Raw genomic sequence first — 20,219 nt, forward strand, 5'->3', positions numbered from 1 at the left:
GTCACCCGGTCAAGCGGACCGCCGCCCCGGCCTCCCACTCCCGCAGCACCGCCTCCACCGTCCCCGCGATCCGCCGCCGCGCCTCGTACCGTGGCACCCCGCTCATCAGCAGCTGGTCGTACGGCGTGTCCACATGCCGTACCCCCGCCACCACCGCCGAGATCACCGCCCCCTCCGTCAGCGCCCGCCCGGCCGCGGTCCGCCCCACCCGCCTGCTGCCCCGCACCGACGCATGGGCCGCTGTCGCCCGCGCCCGCTCCGCCGGACACCCCGGAAACAGCCGCAGGATCTCCGCCGCGAACGCCTCCGTGAACCGCACGTCCTCGGCCGCCCGCCGCTTCGCGTCCCGCGCCCGGCGCCGCCGCCGCGCCTCGGTGTCCGCCAGACACCGCGCCTCGGCCCGGGCCAGCGCGGCCTCCTCGACCAGCACGCCCTGCCGCTCGTACCGGGCCTTGCGCCGGTTGAACCGCACCACCACCGCCGACAGCGCGCTCTCCTCCCGCGACCGCCTGGTCAGCGCCGTGTCCCCACGCGGCAGGAACACCAGATGCGCGAGATCGGCGCACTCCAGACACCGCGGCGCCCCGTCCTCCAGCACCAGCAACGACAACGGCCCCCGCCGGCACGCCGCACACCGCTTGTCGCGCCGAACGGGCTGCACAACCAGAAGTCCACTGTGGTGACGGGGAGTTGCGAGACGCGTCATATGTGGTTCTTTCCCCTTTCCCCGCACTGATCCCACGTCGTCCCCGCCCCCTCCCGGAAGCTGAACACCGACACCCGCTCACGGTGCCGCACCGGCCTGTCGATCTCGTCGATCACGGCCACGGCGAGATCCGCGTACGACAGCCAGGGCTCACCCCCGGGCACCCGCTCCCCGCCCACCCGGTACCGCCCGGTCCGCTCCCCGCCGTGCTCCAGGAATCCCGCGGGCGTGAGCATCACCCAGTCGACGGGCCCGTCGCCCCGCTCCCTGAGGCGGGCCAGTCCCGCCGTGTGCGCCAGCGCGAACGGCCGGATCTCCGCCGGAAACACCGCCGGATCGTCCATCACGGGCCGCCCGTCGGCCCCGAGCAGATTCGCGCCCAGTCCGACGGCGACGAGCCGCTTCGCCCCGGCGACGGCGAGTCCGTCGAGCAGCGCGTCCGCGGCCTTCACGAAGAACGTCGGATCGAGCGAGTCGAACCCCTGCTCCGGGCCGCTGAACGGAGACACCGTGTGCACGGCCGCGCACCGCCCGCCGGCCACGCGCGCCACCGACTCCGCATCCGTGACATCACCCCGTACGACGGTCACACCCGCCGTCGCGAGACCCGGATACCGCGCCGGATCCCGCACCACGGCCGTCACCTCGTGGCCGCGCCCGCGCGCCTCCGCCGTCACCGCCCGCCCGGCCCGGCCGCCCGCGCCGAAAACCACGATCCCACCCATGTCCAACCTCCTTCGAGGCCGCGGCTGTTCGCGACCTGACCTGGACGTTAGGGGCCGGGAACCCGGTTACCGCAACGGTATCGGCGCTACCCTCGACCGATGACCGACACGACGAACGGCGGCTCGCCCGCACCTCTCGACCCGGAGATGTTCGACCCGGTCTGCCCGTCCTTGGCGATGCCCTTCCGGGTGGGTGACAAGTGGTCGGGCATGGTGATCCGCTGTCTGGAGGGCGGCCCGCGCCGGTTTGGTGAACTCCGCGTCCCGCTCCGATCGGTCACCCCCAAAGTCCTCAGTGAGACCCTGCGCGCGATGGAACGCGACGGCCTGCTGACCCGCACCGTGTACGACGAGAACCCGCCTCGCGTCGAATACGCCCTCACCCCTCTCGGCCGGACCCTGATCCCCCTTCTCGATGCGGCCCGCAGCTGGAGCGAGACCCATCTCCCCGCTCTGCTCGCGGCCCGTCACGCCGGCCGTCGCCCTGGCCCGGCACCGGAATCACCCGGACGTGTCCGGGCGGTCGACCCGGCATCATGATCCCGTGCGACTCGAAGCGATCACCTGGGACCGGCTCGCCGAGCGTCTCGCCGAGCGGCTGGCGGAACTGAAGCCCGCCGACGGGGGCGCCTGGCCACGCGTCGCCTTCGACGGTGCCCCGGCCGCCCGGCCCGGGGACCTCGCGGAGCGCGTCGCGGAGGCGCTGCGCGTACGGGGCCGGCCCTCGCTCGTCGTGGGCACCGAGGGCTTCCTGCGCCCTGCCTCGCTGCGCCTGGAGCACGGCCGCCGGGACGCGGAGTCGTACTACGGCGGCTGGTTCGACACCAACGCTCTGCGGCGTGAGGTCTTCGGCCCCCTCGACCCCGGCGGGACCGGCCGTGTCCTGCCCGACCTGTGGGACCCGGCCACCGACCGCGCCACCCGCAGCCTCTACGTCCAACTCCCGCCCGGCGGGCTGCTGTTGCTGCACGGACCGCTTCTGCTGCGGCACTGGTTCCCGTTCGACCTGACCGTCCACCTCCTGCTGTCTCCCGGAGCCCTGCGCCGCCGTACCCCCGAGGACGACCACTGGACCCTGCCGGCCTTCGAGCGCTACGCGGCCGAGACCGACCCCGCCGGCACGGCCGACGTCCTGGTCCGCGCCGACGACCCGCGACATCCGGCGTGGAGCGGCTGAGTGTCCGCGACCGGCCGGTGAGACCGCCTTCGGAGGTTGATCCCTCCCACCCCTTTTATATGCGTGTGCATGTAACTAGGCTGCTCGTATGACGACCTCCTCGAACGCTCCCGTCACTTTCGACGACTCCGTCCTGGCCCTCCTCGACGGCAAGAACTTCGCCAGCGTCGCCACCCTCGGCCCCGACGGCTCCCCGCAGAACTCGGTGGTCTGGTTCCGGCGCGAGGGCGACACCGTGCTGTTCTCCTCCACCGACGGCCGTCAGAAGGTGCGCAACCTCCGCCGTGACCCCCGCGTCAGCCTCACGGTCTTCGACCTGGCCAACCCCTACCACTCGGCCGAGATCCGCGGCACCGCCGAGATCCTCCCGGACGGCTCCAAGCGGCTCCCGTACGAGCTCTCCCACAAGTACCTCGGCATCGACCCGCCCGCGGAGAAGGACGACGAGACCCGCGTGATCATCAGGATCGTCCCGCGGAGGGTCGTCACCTTCTCGGCCTGAGGCGACCCGGGGACCCGACGTGGGGCTCAGAGCCAGCCGTTGCGCCGGAATCCCCGGTACAGCGTCAGACACGCCACGGATATGACGCCGATGACCAGCGGATAGCCGAACCGCCAGTGCAGCTCCGGCATGTGATCGAAGTTCATGCCGTAGACCCCGCACACCATCGTCGGCACGGCGATCACCGCGGCCCAGGCCGTGATCTTCCGCATGTCCTCGTTCTGCGCGACCGTCACCTGGGCCAGATGGGCCTGGAGGATGGAGTTGAGCAGTTCGTCGAAGGCCGCGATCTGCTCCTTGGCCCGCATCAGATGGTCGAGCACGTCCCGGAAGTACGTCTGTATCTCCGGGGGGATCACCCGTATTGGACGGGCGGTCAGCTCCTCCATCGGCCTGCCGAGCGGGACCACCGCCCGCTTCAGCTCCAGGAGTTCCCGCTTCATCTGGTAGATCCGCCCCGGGTCGGCCCGTGCGCCGTTCTCCGCGAACACGTCCGCCTCGACCTGGTCGATGTCGGCCTGCACCGAGTCCGTGACGTTCAGATAGTCGTCCACCACATGGTCCGCGATCGCGTGCAGCACCGCCGCCGGTCCCTTGGCGAGCTGGCTCGGCGTGGCCTCCAACTCCTCGCGCAGCGGCCCCAGCGAACCGTGCCGGCCGTGCCGTACCGTGATCACGAACTCCTCGCCGACGAACACCATGATCTCGCCGGTGTTCACCACCTCGCTGGTCGCCGTCAGCTTCTCGTGCTCGACGTAGCAGACCGTCTTGAACACCGCGAACAGCGTCTCGCCGTACCGCTCCACCTTCGGGCGCTGATGGGCCTCGACCGCGTCCTCCACGGCCAGCGGGTGCAGGTCGAACAACTCGGCGATGCCCGCGAACTCGCTGTCCGTCGGCTCGTGCAGCCCCAGCCAGACGAACCCCTCGCCCTTCTTGCGTACCCGCTCCACGGCGGAGAACAGGTCGGCGCACTCCGGGACGCGCACCCCGTCCTCGTACGTCACGCAGTTGACCACCGAGGAGCCCAGCGGGGACCGCGCGTGATGGTTCAGGTCGACGCGGGGCCGCCGCCGGGCCAGCCGCGCCACCTTGCGCAGGCCGCCGGCCCTGCCCAGCCCCGTGACCTTCCGCAGATTCCCTGCCATCGTCATCCGGATCTCCTTGCGTGCATCCCCTCGCGCAACGCTTCCGCGCCCTGCCGGGCCAGTCTGCCAGCCCGGCGTGAGACGCGGGTAAGCCTGTGGGAGCGGGACGTTCCGGTTGGTTCCGCCCTGTGGACAACCGGAGCGTCGGCCGTCCCGGACAAGCAGGGCAACTGGGATCATCGCTTCATGACACAAGCCGACGGCTACCTCCTCGACAACCGGCAGAGCGAGGCCGGGCAGCGCTTCGACGCCTTCGCCACCCTGTTCGACCCCACCACCTTCCGGCACCTGGAGGCACTCGGTCTCGGTCCGGGCGGGCGCTGCTGGGAGGTCGGCGCGGGCGGCACCTCCGTGGTGTCCTGGCTGGCCGAGAAGGTGGGGCCGACCGGACAGGTCGTCGCCACCGACATCGACACCTCGCTGCTCGCCGCGGTCGCCCACGCACCCGTCGAGGTGCGTACCCACGACGTCGGCGCCGAGGAACCGCCGGGGGAGGACTTCGACCTGGTGCACGCCCGGCTCGTGCTGGTCCATGTACCGGACCGGGAGCGGGCGTTGCGCTCCATGATCAAGGCCCTGCGCCCGGGCGGACGGCTGCTGATCGAGGACGCCGACCCCGCCCTCCAGCCGCTCACCTGCCCCTACGAGTACGGCCCCGAGCAGCAGCTCGCCAACCGCCTGCGCCAGGGCTTCCGCAAGCTTCTCGCCGAACGCGGCGCCGACCTGTCGTACGGCCGGAAGCTTCCGCGGCTGCTGCGCGAGGCCGGGCTGCAGAACGTGGAGGCCGACGCCTACTTCCCCGTCGCCTCGCCCGCCTGCACCGCCCTGGAGTCGGCCACGGTCCGGCAGATCCGCGACCGGCTCGTCACGGCCGGCCTGGCCACCGACGAGGACATCGACCAGCACCTGGCCAACGTGGCGGCAGGCAGCATGGACCTGGCCACGGCCCCGATGATCTCGGCATGGGGACACAAGGCGTAGCCCCGCCGGGCCAGACGTAGCACTGCCGGGCCTGACGTGGACCCGCCGGGCCCGACGTGGACCCGCCGGGGCGGACGTCGGCCCGCCGCCTCAGGTCACGGCGTCGTGTCAGGCGCGCGCGGGCGGTCTTGCGCCCACGTGTTCCACCGCCCGTGCGCCCGCCCGGCAGCCCCGCGCCGCCGCCTCCTGGGGAGTCGCGCCGGCGACCGACGCGGCGAGGAACGCCCCGGTGAAGGCGTCACCCGCACCCGTGGTGTCCCGTGGCGTTGCCGGCACGGCCGGGATCCGCGCGAGGACCTCGCCCGCCCTGGCGATCAGCGCACCGTCCGCCCCCGCCTTGGCCACCACCAGCGGCACATGGAGGCTCAGCTTGGCCGCCGCGTCCGCCAGGTCTGGCAGTCCCGTCAGCAGACAGGCCTCGTCCCGGCTCGGCAGCAGGACGTCCACGCCCTCGACGAGCCCGAGGAAGCGGTCCACGCCCAGCGCCGCCAGGAACCCGGCCGACGCCGGATCCAGGCTCACCGGAACGCCACGCGCGCGGGCCGACGCCACTGCCACCGCCGCCAGCGCCCGGCTCGGCTCGGAGAACAGCAGATAGCCCGAGAGGTGCAGCCGGGCCACCCCGTCGAGCAGCGTGTCCGACCAGTCGGCGGGTTCCAGCCGCAGGGCCGCCCCGCTGTCCGTGAGGAAGGTGCGCTCGGCCCCGGCGCCGTTGTCGACCAGGCAGATCACCGTCCCCGTCGCGGCCTCTGGATCCACCACGAGCCGTGGCCGCACCCCGGCGGCGGTCAGCTCCCGCTCGTGCCACTGGGCCGCGTCCGCGCCGACCCGCCCCAGCAGCCGGACGTCCGCGCAGCCCGTGCGGGCGGCCCAGCAGGCCACGTTGGCGCCCGCCCCGCCGGGCAGGGTCCGGATGACGGCGGCGGTGTCGGTACCGGCCGCGAGCGGCTCCCGATGCCGTGCGACGACGTCGGTGACGACGTCACCGACGACCAGCAACGCCCCGCCCGGGCCCGGCGCCCCCTCCTCGCCCGCCGCCTTCCCGCCCGGCGCCGTCGCGCGGCCCGCCGTCACCCCCTCGCCCACGCCGACGCGATCCGCGCCGCGAGCCGGACGTTGCCCCGCACGGCCGCCAGGTTGGCCTCCAGCGAGGCGCCGTCCGTGTGCCGCACCAGATAGGAGAGCAGGAACGGGGTGACCGCCTGACCGGTGATCCCTTCCGCGTCGCACGCGTGCAGCGCGTCGGCGAGCACACGCGCGTGCAGCTCGGGATCGAGCTGCTTCGCCTCCGGGACGGGGTTGGCGACGATCAGCGCCGTGTCCGCCGCGTCGAGCGCGTCCTGCGCCCGCATGACGTCCGCGACCTGCTCGGGGGTCTCCAGCGTCCAGTCGACCGGATGCCCCGAGTCGGACAGATAGAAGCCGGGGAAGCGGTCCGTGCCGAATCCGGCCACCGCCACGCCCAGGGTCTCCAGGCGCTGGAGGGTCGCCGGCACGTCCAGGATCGACTTCACGCCCGCGCACACCACCGTGATCCGGGTGCGCGCCAGCAGACCCAGGTCGGCGGACTCGTCCTGGACCACCGTCCACTCCCGGTGCACCCCGCCGAGACCGCCCGTCGCGAACACCCGGATACCGGCCAGCGCGGCCAGCTGTGCCGTCGCCGACACGGTGGTGGCCCCGCTCGCCCCCGCCGCCACGGCGAGCGGCAGGTCGCGGTGGCCCAGCTTGCGGATCCCGTCCTCGTTGGCGACCCGCTCCAACTGGTCCTTGTCCAGGCCGACATGGGGAAGGCCGTCCAGCACCGCGATGGTCGCGGGCACGGCGCCCTCCCGCCGTACCGCGTCCTCCAGCTCCAGTGCCACCTGGAGGTTGCGCGGGCGCGGCAGCCCGTGCGCGATGATCGTGGACTCCAGGGCGACCACCGCGCGACCCGCGTCGAACGCTTCCCGTACCTCTTCCGACACCACCAGCACCACGCGCCCGCCTCCTGTCTGTCGGTCTTCCCTCATCTCTGGCGGGTGGCACACCCGCCCAAACGCTTGCGGCCTGTGGGGGACGCCACCAGCCTGGGCCGCATGACGAATCCCACGGTACGTCTGGACCATGTCGTCCTCTGGGTCACCGACCCGGTCGCGGCGGCCGGCTTCTACGGGCGGATGCTCGGCCTGGAGCCGCTGCGGGTCGCCGAGTTCGTGGCAGGGGAGGCGCCCTTCCCCTCCGTACGGGTCGACGAGGGGACCATCATCGATCTGGCGCCGCTCACCCTCGCCGAGCGCATGCCCGCGCTTCCCGGCGCCACGGGCAGCGCGGGCCACCCCGTCAACCACATCTGTCTGGCCCTGCCGTCCGACGCCTTCGACGCCCTGCGCGCCCGTCTCGCCGAGCACACGGTCCCCATGACCGACATCGGCCACGACTCCTTCGGCGCCCGCGGGAAGGCGCCGCGCAACTTCTACTTCCGGGACCCCGACGGCAACATCGTCGAGGCCCGGCACTACGGCTGACCGCCGCTCCCGTCGCCGGGGCGGCTCAGAACAGCGGCTCGGGCAGGACGCCCTCCAGGGCGAGCAGCTTCCGCTTGGTCTCCAGACCGCCCCCGAACCCGCCGAGGCCGCCGTCGCTCTCCACCACCCGATGACAGGGCACGACGACCGGCAGCGGATTGGCACCCATCGCCGCACCAACGGCCTGCGCCCCGCCGGGCTGCCCGACCCGCCCGGCCAGATCGCCGTACCCGACCACCGCGCCGTACGGAACACCGGCGGCCAGCTCACGCAGGACCTGGCGGTTGAAGCCGGAGATCAGCGACCAGTCCAGCGGGAGGTCGAAGTCCTGCCGCTCGCCCGCGAAGTACGCCCGCAGCTGACGTATCGCCTCGGCCAGGACCGGGGCCGCGGGATCTTCGACGGGCTCGGTGCCCAGCCGGGCCCCCAGCCGCTCCAGAGCCCGCTCCCGCACCGCGTCGGTGGCGTGGAACACCACGTTGACCAGGCCGTCGCGGGTCGCCGCCAGCAGCAGCGGGCCGATGTCGGTGCCGACGACGGCCCACACCACCCGCTGCTCGTACTGCCCTTCGCTGTCCATGCGCCCCACCGTACGGCTCGTCACTGACAACGCCCGCCGTCCGGCCGGGCTCAGCTCGCGCGCAGCGCGGCCCGCACCACGTCCGGCTTGTTGGTGATGATCCCGTCCACGCCGTAGCCCACGGCCTTCCACGTGGTGAGCGCGTCGTTCACCGTCCAGGTGAAGACCCGCAGCGGCTTGCCGTGCGGGCCGTCGAACGAATGCGCGATATTCACATAATTGGCGGAGATCGAGTCCACCGAGGGGTTGATCAGATCGGTGAAGCCCGCATACCGGCGCAGGGACGACACGGACGGTGTGCCGAGGTAGCCGGTCGTCACGGCCGGCTGGAGATCGTGCACGACGCGCAGGCTGTCCACGCTGAAGCTCTGCACGATGATCCGGTCGAGGTGCCCGCGGTCCAGCCAGCGCTCGTCGCCCAGCTGCTTGAGGATCTGCCGCTCGATCCCCGGGTACAGCTCCGGGTTCTTGATCTCCAGGAGCAGCTTCTCGTGGTTGTGCTCGACCCGGCGCATGTACTGCGCCAGCGTCGGCACGCGCGTGCCCGCACACGAGGGGGAGAACCAGCTGCCCGCGTCCAGCCGGGCGATCTCGGCTGCGGTGAAGTCCTTCACCTTCCAGGGGGCCCGGCCGGGGAAGACCTGTTCGGCGTCGGTGGTGCGCTGGAGGCTGTCGTCATGGATCACCACCAGCCGGCCGTCCTTGGTGCGCTGGACGTCGTTCTCGACCCAGGTGAAGCCGAGCGCGGCCGCCTTGTCGATGGCGGCCAGCGTGTTCTCGGGAGCGTAGGCGGAGGCCCCCCGATGGGCGAGCACGGTGGGCTCGGCGGCATCGCCGGCCCGGGCAGCGGGAACGGGGCTCAGCAGGGCGGCCGTGCCCAGGAGCGCGGTGGTCGCGGCGGCAACGGCGCGCGCGTGCATGCGTCCTCCTCACGTCGAGCGAATACGGACAGCACAAGAGTGACAGCAGGGAGTCAACAGCGGCTGGGTACGGGATGGCCACAGATTGAATGGAGTTGCCCAAGTCCACTCACTGGTGCCGCACAACTGCGGCAAGGCCGTGTTTCTTTGCCGGAAAATCGTTCGACCATTCCGGTGCGGGTCATACTCTCTGCGTCGACCCTGACCGCTCGGGCGGTCCTGGGACGGGGGTGCAATTCCAATATTCCGGGACGCAAAGGGTGAAGGGCAGCCACGTATGCAGGGCACGGTCGACGGATTCAGCTATGGGGTGGTCACCCCGCTGGTGGCCTATCTGATGGCCTGCCTCGGCGGTGCTCTCGGGCTGCGCTGCACGACCAGAGCGATGCTGGTGGCGCACTCCTGGCGGCCCGCCTGGCTGGCCCTCGGCTCGGCGGCGATCGGCTCCGGCATCTGGACCATGCACTTCGTCGCCATGATGGGGTTCAGCGTCAAGGAGACGCCGATCCACTACGACAAGCTGCTCACGTACGCGAGTCTCGGCCTCGCCATCGTCATGGTGGGCGTCGGGATCTTCATAGTCGGCTACCGGGGCGCGACCGGAACCGCACTCTTCACCGGCGGCACGATCACCGGCCTCGGCATCGCCTCGATGCACTACCTCGGCATGGCCGGCCTGCGCCTCAACGGGACGCTGGAGTACAACACGCTCACCGTGGCCGCGTCGGTCCTGATAGGGGTCGTGGCCGCCACCTCGGCCCTGTGGGCGGCCGGGCAGATCCGCGGCTTCCTGTGGAGCGTCGGCGCGAGCCTCGTCATGGGCCTCGCCGTCAGCGGTATGCACTACACCGGGATGGCCGCCCTCAGCGTCCACCTCCACGGCTCCGGTGTGACGGGCCCCGGCGACTCGCCCGCCTCCCTGCTCGCCCCCATGCTGATCGGCCCGCTGGCCTTCCTCTGCCTCGCCGCCGTCGTCGTGATCTTCGATCCGCTGATGGTCACGGGCAAGCCCGACCGGCTCCGCGTGGAGCACAAGGCCGGCGTCCCGGCCGCCGATGTCACCCACCACCCGAGCCGCCGCCCGTCGCTGCGCGTCGGCCGCCAGCAGAGCCACCACAGCTCGCCCACCCCGCAGAACCGCTGATCAGAACCGGTTGTCAGTGCGGGGTCGTACGGTGGAGTCCATGCGGCCCGTTTCCCACATCGAACGCACGGTGGCGCCCTTCGAGGTCGTCAGCCCGTACCAGCCCAGCGGCGACCAGCCGACGGCCATCGCCGACCTGGCCAAGCGCATCGAAGGCGGCGAAAAGGACGTCGTCCTCCTCGGCGCGACCGGCACCGGCAAGTCCGCCACCACCGCGTGGATGATCGAGAAGCTCCAGCGCCCCACCCTGGTGATGGCGCCGAACAAGACGCTGGCCGCCCAGCTGGCCAACGAGTTCCGCGAGCTCCTCCCGAACAACGCGGTCGAGTACTTCGTCTCGTACTACGACTACTACCAGCCCGAGGCGTACGTCCCGCAGTCGGACACCTACATCGAGAAGGACTCCTCGATCAACGAGGAGGTCGAGCGGCTGCGCCACTCCGCCACCAACTCCCTCCTCACCCGCCGCGACGTCATCGTGGTCGCCTCGGTCTCGTGCATCTACGGCCTCGGCACGCCGCAGGAGTACGTCGACCGGATGGTCCCGCTGCGGGTCGGCGACGAGATCGACCGCGACGACCTGCTGCGCCGCTTCGTCGACATCCAGTACACGCGCAACGACCTGGCCTTCACCCGCGGCACCTTCCGCGTCCGCGGCGACACCATCGAGATCTTCCCGGTCTACGAGGAGCTCGCGGTCCGCATCGAGATGTTCGGCGACGAGATCGAGGCGCTGTCCACGCTGCACCCGCTCACCGGCGAGATCATCAGCGACGACCAGCAGCTGTACGTCTTCCCGGCCTCCCACTACGTAGCCGGCCCCGAGCGCCTGGAGCGGGCCGCCAACGACATCGAAAAGGAGCTGGGGGAGCGCCTGGCCGAGTTGGAGAAGCAGGGCAAGCTGCTGGAGGCCCAGCGCCTGCGCATGCGCACCACGTACGACCTCGAGATGCTCCGCCAGATCGGCACCTGCTCCGGCGTGGAGAACTACTCGATGCACTTCGACGGCCGCCTGCCCGGCTCCCCGCCCAACACCCTGCTCGACTACTTCCCGGACGACTTCCTCCTCGTCATCGACGAGTCGCACAACACCGTCCCGCAGATCGGCGCGATGTACGAGGGCGACGCCTCCCGCAAGCGCACCCTTGTGGACCACGGCTTCCGGCTGCCCTCCGCCCTGGACAACCGGCCCCTGAAGTGGGAGGAGTTCCAGGAGCGGATCGGCCAGACCGTCTACCTGTCGGCGACCCCGGGCAAGTACGAGCTGTCCCGCGGAGACGGCGTCGTCGAGCAGATCATCCGTCCCACCGGCCTCATCGATCCCGAGGTCGTCGTCAAGCCCACCGAGGGCCAGATCGACGACCTGGTGCACGAGATCCGCAAGCGCACCGAGAAGGACGAGCGGGTCCTGGTCACCACGCTCACCAAGAAGATGGCCGAGGACCTCACCGACTACTTCCTGGAACTCGGCATCCAGGTGCGCTATCTGCACAGCGACGTCGACACCCTGCGCCGTGTCGAGTTGCTGCGCGAGCTGCGCTCCGGCGAGTACGACGTCCTGGTCGGCATCAACCTCCTCCGCGAGGGCCTCGACCTGCCCGAGGTGTCCCTCGTGGCGATCCTCGACGCCGACAAGGAGGGCTTTCTGCGCTCCGGAACCTCGCTGATCCAGACCATCGGCCGCGCGGCGCGCAATGTCTCCGGCCAGGTCCACATGTACGCCGACAAGATCACCCCGGCGATGGAGAAGGCCATCGACGAGACCAACCGGCGCCGGGAGAAGCAGGTCGCCTACAACAAGGCCAAGGGCATCGACCCGCAGCCGCTGCGCAAGAAGATCAACGACATCGTCGCGCAGATCGCCCGCGAAGAGGTCGACACCGAACAACTGCTCGGCTCGGGCTACCGCAATCTCAAGGACGGCAAGGGCGCCAAGGCACCCGTTCCGTCCCTGGGCGACAAGGCGGCCAAGGGCGCGAAGGCCGGCAAGACGGCCAAGGGCAAGGCCAGGGAAACGGTGCCCACCGACCGTCCCGCGGCCGAACTCGCCGAGCAGATCGAGGAGATGACGGAGCGGATGCGTGCCGCCGCCGCAGATCTGCAGTTCGAGATCGCGGCCCGGCTGCGGGACGAGGTCTCCGAGATGAAGAAGGAACTGCGCCAGATGAGGGAAGCGGGCCTGGCCTGACCCCTGGGCCGCGGCCGGACCCCGGCAAGGGCACGAAGTGTTGCAAGACCGACACAAAGCGCGGGCCGGGGTTCGGCACTGTCAGTGGCGCTGCATAGGGTTTCGGTCAACCGCGCACTGCGCGGCAATCGGGGACATCCGACGAGGGGAAGCAGCCGTGACCGTCAACATGACCAAGGGTCAGGCCATCAGCCTGGAGAAGAAGGACGGAGGCTCCCTCAGCGCCGTCCGGATGGGTCTTGGTTGGAAGGCGGCGCCCCGGCGCGGGCTGTTCGGCTCGCGCACCCGTGAGATCGACCTGGACGCCTCGGCGGTGCTCTTCGCCGACAAGCAGCCCGTCGACGTCGTGTTCTTCCGCCACCTGGTGAGCGACGACGGCTCCGTCCGCCACACGGGCGACAACCTCGTCGGCGGCGCGGGCCAGGGCGGTGACGACGAGGCCATCCTTGTCGACCTCGCGCGCGTCCCGGTCCACATCGACCAGATCGTCTTCACGGTCAACTCCTTCACCGGCCAGACCTTCCAGGAAGTGCAGAACGCCTTCTGCCGGCTGGTCGACGAGACCAACGGCCAGGAACTGGCCCGCTACACGCTCGACGGCGGCGGCGAGTACACCGCCCAGATCATGGCGAAGGTGCACCGCTCGGGCCCGGGCTGGACGCTGACGGCCCTGGGCGTTCCCGCCAGGGGCCGCACTTTCCAGGACCTGGTGCCCACCATCCTGCCGGTCCTCTAGCCTGACGGCCCTTCAGAGGGCCTCGCGGCGTACGACGACACGACACACAGGGGGACATGGGCCATGACGGCCGAGTTGGTGCGCGGGCAGAACCATCCGCTCCCGCGGAACCGGATCGAGATCCGGATCTCGGCCGAAGCGCCGGTCGTCGCCGGGGCCACCCTCGCCGACGAGAGCGGCCGGGTGGGCGGTGCCGACCGCGTGGCCCATCCCGGTGCGCCCACCCTGCCCGGGATCGAGGTCTCCCGGCAGGCGGCCGCCGAACACCGCCTCGCCGTCGACCTCGACGCCCTGCCCGACGCCGTGCACCGGGTCAGCGTTCTGATCGCCCTGCCCGACGCGCCCGGCGGCCCGTCCCGCTTCGGCGCCGTCGCCGCCCCTCGCGCCGCGGTCACCGGCCTCGACGGCACCGAGGTCGCCGGCTACACCCTCGCCGGCCTGGACGCCGAGTCGGCGGTCGTCGCCCTGGAGCTCTACCGGCGCCAGGGCGCCTGGAAGATCCGCGCGGTGGGCCAGGGCTACGCGGCAGGCCTCACCGCGCTCCTGATCGACCAGGGGCTGCCCCAGGCCGCCGAACTCGCCCGCGCGATCGAGGACGCGGTGGCCCGCGGAACGGCCCGCTCGGTCCCGGCGCGTACGACGGACACCGAACGCTCCCGCCGCGCTGCCGCATCCGTCGCCGGCGACCACCCCGGCACGGCCGCCGGGTCCCCGTACGACCTGCAGGCACCCGACACCGGCAGGGTGCGGCCGGGCCCCTCCGACGGACTCGGCGAAGCGGCGCCGGCACCCGGCGGTGTCCGGCCCCCGGCCCCCGACGCACCCGGCGCCACCGGGGCCGCCACACCCACCGGCGGTCCCGTCGACTACACGCACCCGAAGCGCCGCCAGGCACCGTCACCCACGGCTCCGGCGGCTCCGGCGGCCTCCGCTCCGGCCGACGGGCCCGCCCCGCCCGTCGCGGGTGACGCGGTCGGCTGGTCCATGGACGAGCGGCTGTACAACCAGGTCTGGGGCATGTTCGAGGACCTGGCCCGCACCACCGCCGCCTACCGCAGTGCCGTCGACTTCGCCGAGTCGCGCATGGAGAAGGAACTCGACCAGGTCCTCTCCGACCCACGCAGCCGTCTGGGCTCCGTGGGAGACACCGCACGCGAGGCGGCCCAGGCCCGGCAGGCCCAACTGGTCGACCAGGCCCGCGCGGTCCTCGACCGTGACCTCACCCAGCTCACCGCGGAGTCCGAGGTGGTCGAGCCCGCGCTGCCACCGGCGTACGCCCGCTGGGACAACCCCGTCTGGCACGGCTACCAGGTGCCGACCGAACCGCCGATGGCCGTGCGACTGGGCGACCTCCACCTCCCGGAGAGCGTCCCGCTGCGCATCCCGATGCTGGTCCGGTTGCCCCTGGAGCGGGGTCTGTGGATCGACAGCGGCCGCACCGCGACCTCCGACGGCGACTTCGCCGACTCGGGCGAGCTGCGGCACCTCGCCCTGCGGACGGCGGTGGAGCTCGCGGCTCGGCTGCTCGCCGCTCATCCCGTGGGTGAGTTCGGCGTACAGGTCATCGACCCCGCCGGTGCCGCCGCCTCCGCGCTGGCCCCGCTGACGGGCACCGGTGTGCTGGCCGGGCCGCCCGCGACGGGCGCGGCCGGTGTGGCGGATGTGCTGGGGCGGCTGACCGAGCGCGTCGACCTGGTGCAGATGGCGGTGCGGGGCGGCGCGCCCGACGCCCTGCCGCCCGGTCTGGACACCTCGCGGCAGCTGCTGATCGTCAACGACTTCCCGCACGGCTTCGACGACCGTGCCGTCACCCAGCTGCGCTACCTCGCGGACGAGGGCCCGGGCGTCGGCGTCCATCTCCTGCTGGTCGCCGACCTGGAGGACGCCGCCGCCTACGGCCCCTTGCTCGATCCGCTCTGGCGTTCACTGATGCGACTCACGCCGGTGCCGGACGATCATCTGGCCGATCCGTGGGTGGGGCATGCCTGGACGTACGAGCCCTGCCTCGTACCGGCCGGCAGCCAGGTGCTCCAGCAGGTGCTCACCCAGGTCGCGACCGCCCGTGCCAAGTATATGTAAAGTCCTCTGACCAGGTATTTTGGTCTTTTCTTTGCCAATCGCTTTACCTTTCCTTGGTGGTTGGGGTACTGTTTTCCTCACGGAGGGGAGTACTCCCTGTCTGCTGCGGCGACCCCGTCAATACGGATCCGATCGGATCCCGGGGCGTCGGCCCATCTCGGGTGGAAGAGACCTCCGGTAGCGCAACGCCGAAACTTTGCCGTTCACTAACCGGAGGCAGTAGTGGATGTATCCGTGACCCTGTGGGTCCTCACCATCATGGGGCTGGCCGCCCTCATCGCGGTCGACTTCTTCATCGGCCGCAAGCCGCACGACGTATCCATCAAGGAAGCCGGAATCTGGACCGTCGTCTGGATCGCCCTGGCCGGACTCTTCGGCCTCGGCCTGCTCGTCTTCTCCGGCGGTCAGCCCGCGGGAGAGTTCTTCGCGGGCTTCATCACCGAGAAGTCGCTGAGCGTCGACAACCTCTTCGTCTTCGTCCTGATCATGGCGAAGTTCGCCGTGCCCTCGCAGTACCAGCAGCGGGTGCTGCTCGTCGGCGTCCTGATAGCCCTGGTCCTGCGGGCCGTCTTCATCGCGGCCGGCGCCGCGATCCTCGCCAGCTTCTCGTGGGTGTTCTACCTCTTCGGCGCCTTCCTGATCTGGACCGCCTGGAAGCTGATCCAGGAGGCCCGGGCCGACGAGGAGGAAGAGGAGTTCGAGGAGAACAGGCTGCTCAAGGCCGCCGAGCGCAGGTTCGGCGTGGCCGACCGCTACCACGGCACCAAGCTGTGGATCCAGCAGAACGGCAAGCGGGTCATGACCCCGATGCTGGTCGTGATGCTCGCCATCGGTACGACCGACGTCCTGTTCGCGCTGGACTCCATCCCCGCGATCTTCGGCCTGACGCAGGACCCGTACATCGTCTTCACGGCCAACGCCTTCGCGCTGATGGGGCTGCGCCAGCTGTACTTCCTCATCGGCGGACTGCTGAGGAAGCTGGTCCACCTCTCCTACGGCCTGTCGATCATCCTCGGCTTCATCGGCGTCAAGCTGGTGCTGCACGCCCTGCACGAGTCCGGCGTCCATGTCCCGGAGATCAGCATCCCGGTCTCGCTCGGCGTCATCTGCGCGGTCCTGATCGTCACCACGATCACCAGCCTGAGGGCCTCCAGGAAGCAGGCGGCGGCCGAGGCGGCGCAGGTCCGGAGCGAAGGCGCTCCGAAGGACAGCATCGACGTCTGACCACGTCGGACGTAGGAACAGCCACCCGTGGAGCGGTGCGAAGCGCATTACCGAGCCACCGCTCCCGATGCTTCCTTGAGTGGCGAGCGTCCCCCTGTCCGGGGACGCCGCCACCCGGTGGAGGCAACCGTGACGTTCGTCCAGATCATCGACTTCGAGACCGACCGCATCGACGAGATGAAGGCCCTGGCCGACGAGATGGGCAACCAGCTCGCCGGCAGCGAGGACGGCCCCACACGCCGCCTGATCCTCAGGGACCGGAGCCGGCCCGGCCACTACCTCGGCGTGATCGAGTTCAACTCCTACGAGGAGGCCATGCGGAACAGCAGCGACCCCGAGACGAGCAAGTTCGCCGAGCAGTTGGCCGCCCTGTGTACCCGACCGCCGTCCCTCACCGACTGTGACGTCGTGGACCTGACCGACTTCACGTAACCGCTCGACCGACCGCACCTGTACGACCCGGGGGCCGTGCCGTACCGGCGGTCGGCCTCCGGAGACCGAAAGGACCGGAATGCGAACCCTGTACCCCTCTGCCACCATCGCTGCATGATCATTCGGCTCAGGCCGCTCACCACCCAGTGGACGCTCCTCGTGCCGGTGCTCGCGGTCGTCCTGCTCGTGTTCACCTGGGGCCGCCATCTGCCCGGCGCGGTCGTCGCCCTGGTGACCGTCGTCCTCGCCGCATCCGTCCTCGCCGCGGTCCACCACGCCGAGGTCGTGGCCCACCGGGTCGGCGAACCCTTCGGCTCCCTGGTCCTCGCCATCGCCGTCACGATCATCGAAGTGGCCCTGATCGTCACGCTCATGGCCGACGGCGGCGACAAGAGTTCCACCCTGGCCCGGGACACCGTCTTCGCCGCGGTGATGATCACCTGCAACGGCATCGTCGGCCTCAGTCTCCTGGTCGCCTCACTGCGCCACGGCACCGCGGTCTTCAACCCCGAGGGCACCGGCGCCGCCCTGGCGACCGTGGCCACCCTGGCCACGCTCAGCCTGGTGCTGCCGACCTTCACCACCAGCAAGCCCGGACCGGAGTTCTCCGGCGTTCAACTCACCTTCGCGGCCCTGTCCTCACTGATCCTGTACGGCCTGTTCGTGACCACCCAGACCGTCCGGCACCGCGACTACTTCCTGCCCGTCACCCGACAGGGCGAAGTGATCACCATCGACGACCACGCCGCGGCCCCGTCCGCGCGCACCGCCCGGATCAGCCTCGGCCTGCTGGGCCTCGCCCTCGTCGGTGTCGTCGGACTGGCCAAAGGCGTGTCGCCGACGATCGAGTCCGGCGTGGCGGCGGCCGGCCTGCACCAGGCCGTCGTCGGTGTGATCATCGCCCTGCTGGTGCTGCTCCCCGAGACCATCGCCGCACTTCGCTCGGCCCGCCGGGACCGCGTGCAGACCAGCCTCAACCTGGCTCTCGGCTCGGCCATGGCCAGCATCGGCCTGACCATCCCCGCCGTCGCCCTCGCCTCCATCTGGCTGTCCGGACCCCTGGTCCTCGGCCTGAGCGCCACCCACATGCTGCTGCTCGCGCTGACCGTGGTGGTCAGCTCCCTGACGGTGGTGCCGGGCCGGGCCACACCGCTCCAGGGCGGCGTCCACCTGGTGCTCTTCGCCGCGTACCTGGAACTGGCGATCAACCCGTAGCGGGCCCGGAGGCCCTCACCCGGTGACCGGCTCGGCCGCCACCACCGGCACCGGACGCGTCTCCGGAAGCAGCGCGAAGCAGCCGAGGCTCAGCAGCGCGATCGCCGTCAGATACGCCCCGACACCCCACGGCACGCGCCCGCCGTGCTCGGCCAGCGCCGTCGCCACGATCGGGGTGAGCGCGCCCCCGAGGACCCCGCCGAGGTTGTAGCCGACGGCGGCACCGGTGCAGCGCACCCGCGGCTCGTACAGCTCTGGGAGATAGGCGGCGATCACCGCGAACATCGTGATGAAGGAGACCAGCGCACCCGTGAACCCCAGGAACATCAGCAGCGGCTGGCCGGTCGCCAGCAGCGCGACCATCGGGAACATCCACAGCGCCGAGGCCGTGCACCCCGCCAGACACAGCGGCTTCCGGCCGTAGCGGTCGCCGAGCAGGGCCATCACCGGGGTGAGCGAGCCCTTCACCACCACCGCCGCCATGATGCAGGTCAGCATGACGGTACGGCTCACCCCGAGCTGTTCGGTCCCGTACGCCAGCGACCAGGTCGTCACCGCGTAGAACACCGCGTACCCGATCGCGAGCGCCCCCGCCGTCAGCAGCACCAGACGCCAGTGGTGCCGTGCGACCTCGACGAGCGGCACGCGCGCGTGGTCGTCGATCTCCAGGAACCGGGGACTCTCGGCGAGCGAGGAGCGCAGCCACAGCCCGCCCAGCGCCAGCGCGCCCGCCGCCCAGAACGGCACCCGCCACCCCCACTGCGCGAACTGCGCGTCGGTCAGGGCCGCCGACAGGGCCAGCATCACGCCGTTGGCGAGCAGAAAGCCGACGGCCGGACCGATCTGCGGAAAGCTCGACCACAGGGCGCGCCGTCCGGCAGGCGCGTGCTCCGCCGTCAGCAGCACCGCCCCGCCCCACTCCCCGCCGAGCCCCAGCCCCTGCAGAAAGCGCAGCAGGAGCAGCAGCAGGGGAGCGGCGACGCCGATCCGGTCGTACGTCGGCACGAACCCGAGCGCGACCGTCGAGGCGCCGGTCAGCAGCAGGGACATGACCAGGACCGGACGCCGGCCGCGCCGGTCCCCGATGTGCCCGAACAGCATCGAGCCCAGCGGCCGGGCCACGAACCCCACTCCGAACGTGCCGAACGCCGCCAGCGTCCCCGCCACCGGCGAGAACGTAGGGAAGAACAGCGGCCCCAGGACGAGCGCCGCGGCCGTGCCGTAGACGAAGAAGTCGTAGAACTCGATCGCCGTCCCGGCGAGCGAGGCGGCCGCCAGCCGCAGCATCGAAGGGGACCTCACGGTGCGTACATCGCTCATGTCGCGTCAACTACCCACGGTGATCGCGAGTTACGGGGGCGCACGGCCTCCTTCGGAGGCGCCCCGGCGCACCGTGATAAACCGGTCTGAGCTGCGGTCCTCCGAGGGCCGCTCGTCATCCGAACGGACCGGAGGAATCGTGCCCCGCACCCTGGCCAACGCCCCGATCATGATCCTCAACGGGCCCAACCTGAACCTGCTGGGCCAGCGCCAGCCCGAGATCTACGGCTCCGACACGCTCGCCGACATCGAGGCGCTGTGCGTCAAGGCGGCGGCCGCGCACGGCGGGACCGTGGACTTCCGGCAGTCCAACCACGAGGGCGAACTGGTCGACTGGATCCACGAGGCCCGGCTCAACCACTGCGGGATCGTCATCAACCCGGGCGCGTACTCGCACACCTCGGTCGCGATCCTGGACGCCCTCAACACCTGTGACGGGATGCCGGTGCTGGAGGTGCACATCTCCAACATCCACAAGCGCGAGTCGTTCCGGCACCACTCCTACGTCTCCCTGCGCGCCGACGGTGTGATCGCCGGATGCGGCGTGCAGGGCTATGTGTTCGGCGTGGAGCGGGTGGCGGCGCTGGTGGGCGCCGCGACCGCCGACGCGTAGCTCTCAGAGGGCCTTCAGAGGC

At 71.1% G+C, this 20,219-nt stretch carries 21 protein-coding genes; 13 read left to right on the forward strand and 8 right to left on the reverse strand.

Going from position 1 to position 20,219, the window contains the following annotated elements; translation table 11 throughout:
• Window position 1: 1 nt before the first annotated feature.
• Window positions 2-706 (reverse strand): DUF2293 domain-containing protein, encoded by a 705-nt coding sequence (locus tag ACFZDK_RS09100; RefSeq protein WP_390971247.1) that lies wholly within the window; start codon window positions 704-706, stop codon window positions 2-4.
• Window positions 703-1,431 (reverse strand): NAD(P)H-binding protein, encoded by a 729-nt coding sequence (locus ACFZDK_RS09105; protein WP_390971249.1) that lies wholly within the window; start codon window positions 1,429-1,431, stop codon window positions 703-705. Before ACFZDK_RS09105 ends, ACFZDK_RS09100 begins: the two co-directional genes overlap by 4 nt.
• A 99-nt stretch (window positions 1,432-1,530) precedes the next feature.
• Between ACFZDK_RS09105 and ACFZDK_RS09110 the strand changes: the two genes are divergently transcribed.
• The 3 genes from ACFZDK_RS09110 to ACFZDK_RS09120 all read left to right on the forward strand — a co-directional run bounded on the left by ACFZDK_RS09110 (window position 1,531) and on the right by ACFZDK_RS09120 (window position 3,110).
• Window positions 1,531-1,971 (forward strand): winged helix-turn-helix transcriptional regulator, encoded by a 441-nt coding sequence (locus tag ACFZDK_RS09110; RefSeq protein WP_390971251.1) that lies wholly within the window; start codon window positions 1,531-1,533, stop codon window positions 1,969-1,971.
• A gap of 4 nt (window positions 1,972-1,975) precedes the next feature.
• Window positions 1,976-2,608, forward strand: a complete 633-nt coding sequence (locus ACFZDK_RS09115; protein WP_390971253.1) for a uridine kinase — start codon at window positions 1,976-1,978, stop codon at window positions 2,606-2,608.
• A gap of 88 nt (window positions 2,609-2,696) precedes the next feature.
• On the forward strand, window positions 2,697-3,110 hold the full coding sequence (locus ACFZDK_RS09120) for a TIGR03618 family F420-dependent PPOX class oxidoreductase (RefSeq protein ID WP_390971255.1): 414 nt from the start codon (window positions 2,697-2,699) through the stop codon (window positions 3,108-3,110).
• 26 nt (window positions 3,111-3,136) lie between these two features.
• Here the strand turns inward: ACFZDK_RS09120 and ACFZDK_RS09125 are convergent, their stop codons facing one another.
• Entirely contained in the window at window positions 3,137-4,264 is a 1,128-nt protein-coding gene (locus tag ACFZDK_RS09125; protein ID WP_355718938.1) for a magnesium and cobalt transport protein CorA, read from the reverse strand.
• Window positions 4,265-4,444: 180 nt separating this feature from the next.
• Between ACFZDK_RS09125 and ACFZDK_RS09130 the strand changes: the two genes are divergently transcribed.
• The gene (locus tag ACFZDK_RS09130; RefSeq protein ID WP_390971257.1) at window positions 4,445-5,239 is read left to right on the forward strand and encodes a methyltransferase domain-containing protein; all 795 of its coding nucleotides are present in this window, start codon (window positions 4,445-4,447) and stop codon (window positions 5,237-5,239) included.
• A 108-nt stretch (window positions 5,240-5,347) separates the two neighbouring features.
• On the opposite strand, the gene ACFZDK_RS09135 is transcribed toward ACFZDK_RS09130, so the two are convergent.
• Both ACFZDK_RS09135 and ACFZDK_RS09140 read right to left on the reverse strand, forming a co-directional pair.
• A complete protein-coding gene (locus ACFZDK_RS09135; RefSeq protein WP_390971600.1) occupies window positions 5,348-6,313 on the reverse strand; it encodes a PfkB family carbohydrate kinase in 966 nt (321 codons plus the stop codon).
• The gene (locus ACFZDK_RS09140; protein ID WP_390971259.1) at window positions 6,310-7,218 is read right to left on the reverse strand and encodes a pseudouridine-5'-phosphate glycosidase; all 909 of its coding nucleotides are present in this window, start codon (window positions 7,216-7,218) and stop codon (window positions 6,310-6,312) included. The genes ACFZDK_RS09135 and ACFZDK_RS09140 overlap by 4 nt, the downstream gene beginning before the upstream one ends.
• A gap of 99 nt (window positions 7,219-7,317) precedes the next feature.
• Here ACFZDK_RS09140 and ACFZDK_RS09145 point away from each other — a divergent pair, with 99 nt between their 5' ends.
• The gene (locus ACFZDK_RS09145; RefSeq protein ID WP_390971261.1) at window positions 7,318-7,746 is read left to right on the forward strand and encodes a VOC family protein; all 429 of its coding nucleotides are present in this window, start codon (window positions 7,318-7,320) and stop codon (window positions 7,744-7,746) included.
• 25 nt (window positions 7,747-7,771) lie between these two features.
• Here the strand turns inward: ACFZDK_RS09145 and ACFZDK_RS09150 are convergent, their stop codons facing one another.
• Both ACFZDK_RS09150 and ACFZDK_RS09155 read right to left on the reverse strand, forming a co-directional pair.
• Window positions 7,772-8,326, reverse strand: a complete 555-nt coding sequence (locus tag ACFZDK_RS09150) for a methylated-DNA--[protein]-cysteine S-methyltransferase (RefSeq protein ID WP_390971263.1) — start codon at window positions 8,324-8,326, stop codon at window positions 7,772-7,774.
• Window positions 8,327-8,376: 50 nt separating this feature from the next.
• On the reverse strand, window positions 8,377-9,246 hold the full coding sequence (locus ACFZDK_RS09155; RefSeq protein WP_390971265.1) for a glycerophosphodiester phosphodiesterase family protein: 870 nt from the start codon (window positions 9,244-9,246) through the stop codon (window positions 8,377-8,379).
• A 277-nt stretch (window positions 9,247-9,523) separates the two neighbouring features.
• Here ACFZDK_RS09155 and ACFZDK_RS09160 point away from each other — a divergent pair, with 277 nt between their 5' ends.
• The 7 genes from ACFZDK_RS09160 (at window position 9,524) to ACFZDK_RS09190 (ending at window position 18,264) form a co-directional block, all read left to right on the forward strand.
• Window positions 9,524-10,390, forward strand: a complete 867-nt coding sequence (locus ACFZDK_RS09160; protein ID WP_390971267.1) for an MHYT domain-containing protein — start codon at window positions 9,524-9,526, stop codon at window positions 10,388-10,390.
• A gap of 40 nt (window positions 10,391-10,430) precedes the next feature.
• Window positions 10,431-12,578, forward strand: a complete 2,148-nt coding sequence (gene uvrB, locus ACFZDK_RS09165) for an excinuclease ABC subunit UvrB (RefSeq protein ID WP_390971269.1) — start codon at window positions 10,431-10,433, stop codon at window positions 12,576-12,578.
• A gap of 157 nt (window positions 12,579-12,735) precedes the next feature.
• Window positions 12,736-13,314 (forward strand): TerD family protein, encoded by a 579-nt coding sequence (locus tag ACFZDK_RS09170; RefSeq protein WP_355718919.1) that lies wholly within the window; start codon window positions 12,736-12,738, stop codon window positions 13,312-13,314.
• 63 nt (window positions 13,315-13,377) lie between these two features.
• Complete coding sequence (locus tag ACFZDK_RS09175) at window positions 13,378-15,393, forward strand: TerD family protein (protein WP_390971272.1); 2,016 nt, start codon at window positions 13,378-13,380, stop codon at window positions 15,391-15,393.
• 222 nt (window positions 15,394-15,615) lie between these two features.
• The gene (locus tag ACFZDK_RS09180; RefSeq protein WP_390971274.1) at window positions 15,616-16,617 is read left to right on the forward strand and encodes a TerC/Alx family metal homeostasis membrane protein; all 1,002 of its coding nucleotides are present in this window, start codon (window positions 15,616-15,618) and stop codon (window positions 16,615-16,617) included.
• Between the two features lie 129 nt (window positions 16,618-16,746).
• Window positions 16,747-17,049, forward strand: a complete 303-nt coding sequence (locus ACFZDK_RS09185) for a hypothetical protein (RefSeq protein ID WP_390971276.1) — start codon at window positions 16,747-16,749, stop codon at window positions 17,047-17,049.
• A 114-nt stretch (window positions 17,050-17,163) separates the two neighbouring features.
• The gene (locus ACFZDK_RS09190) at window positions 17,164-18,264 is read left to right on the forward strand and encodes a calcium:proton antiporter (protein ID WP_390971278.1); all 1,101 of its coding nucleotides are present in this window, start codon (window positions 17,164-17,166) and stop codon (window positions 18,262-18,264) included.
• Between the two features lie 15 nt (window positions 18,265-18,279).
• Here the strand turns inward: ACFZDK_RS09190 and ACFZDK_RS09195 are convergent, their stop codons facing one another.
• Window positions 18,280-19,584: an MFS transporter gene (locus ACFZDK_RS09195; protein WP_390971280.1), complete on the reverse strand. Its 1,305-nt coding sequence runs from the start codon at window positions 19,582-19,584 to the stop codon at window positions 18,280-18,282.
• Window positions 19,585-19,723: 139 nt separating this feature from the next.
• Here ACFZDK_RS09195 and aroQ point away from each other — a divergent pair, with 139 nt between their 5' ends.
• Window positions 19,724-20,197: a type II 3-dehydroquinate dehydratase gene (aroQ, locus tag ACFZDK_RS09200; RefSeq protein WP_390971282.1), complete on the forward strand. Its 474-nt coding sequence runs from the start codon at window positions 19,724-19,726 to the stop codon at window positions 20,195-20,197.
• The last annotated feature ends 22 nt before the right edge of the window (window positions 20,198-20,219 follow it).

Source organism: Streptomyces sp. NPDC007901, assembly GCF_042959465.1.
Taxonomy (GTDB): domain Bacteria; phylum Actinomycetota; class Actinomycetes; order Streptomycetales; family Streptomycetaceae; genus Streptomyces.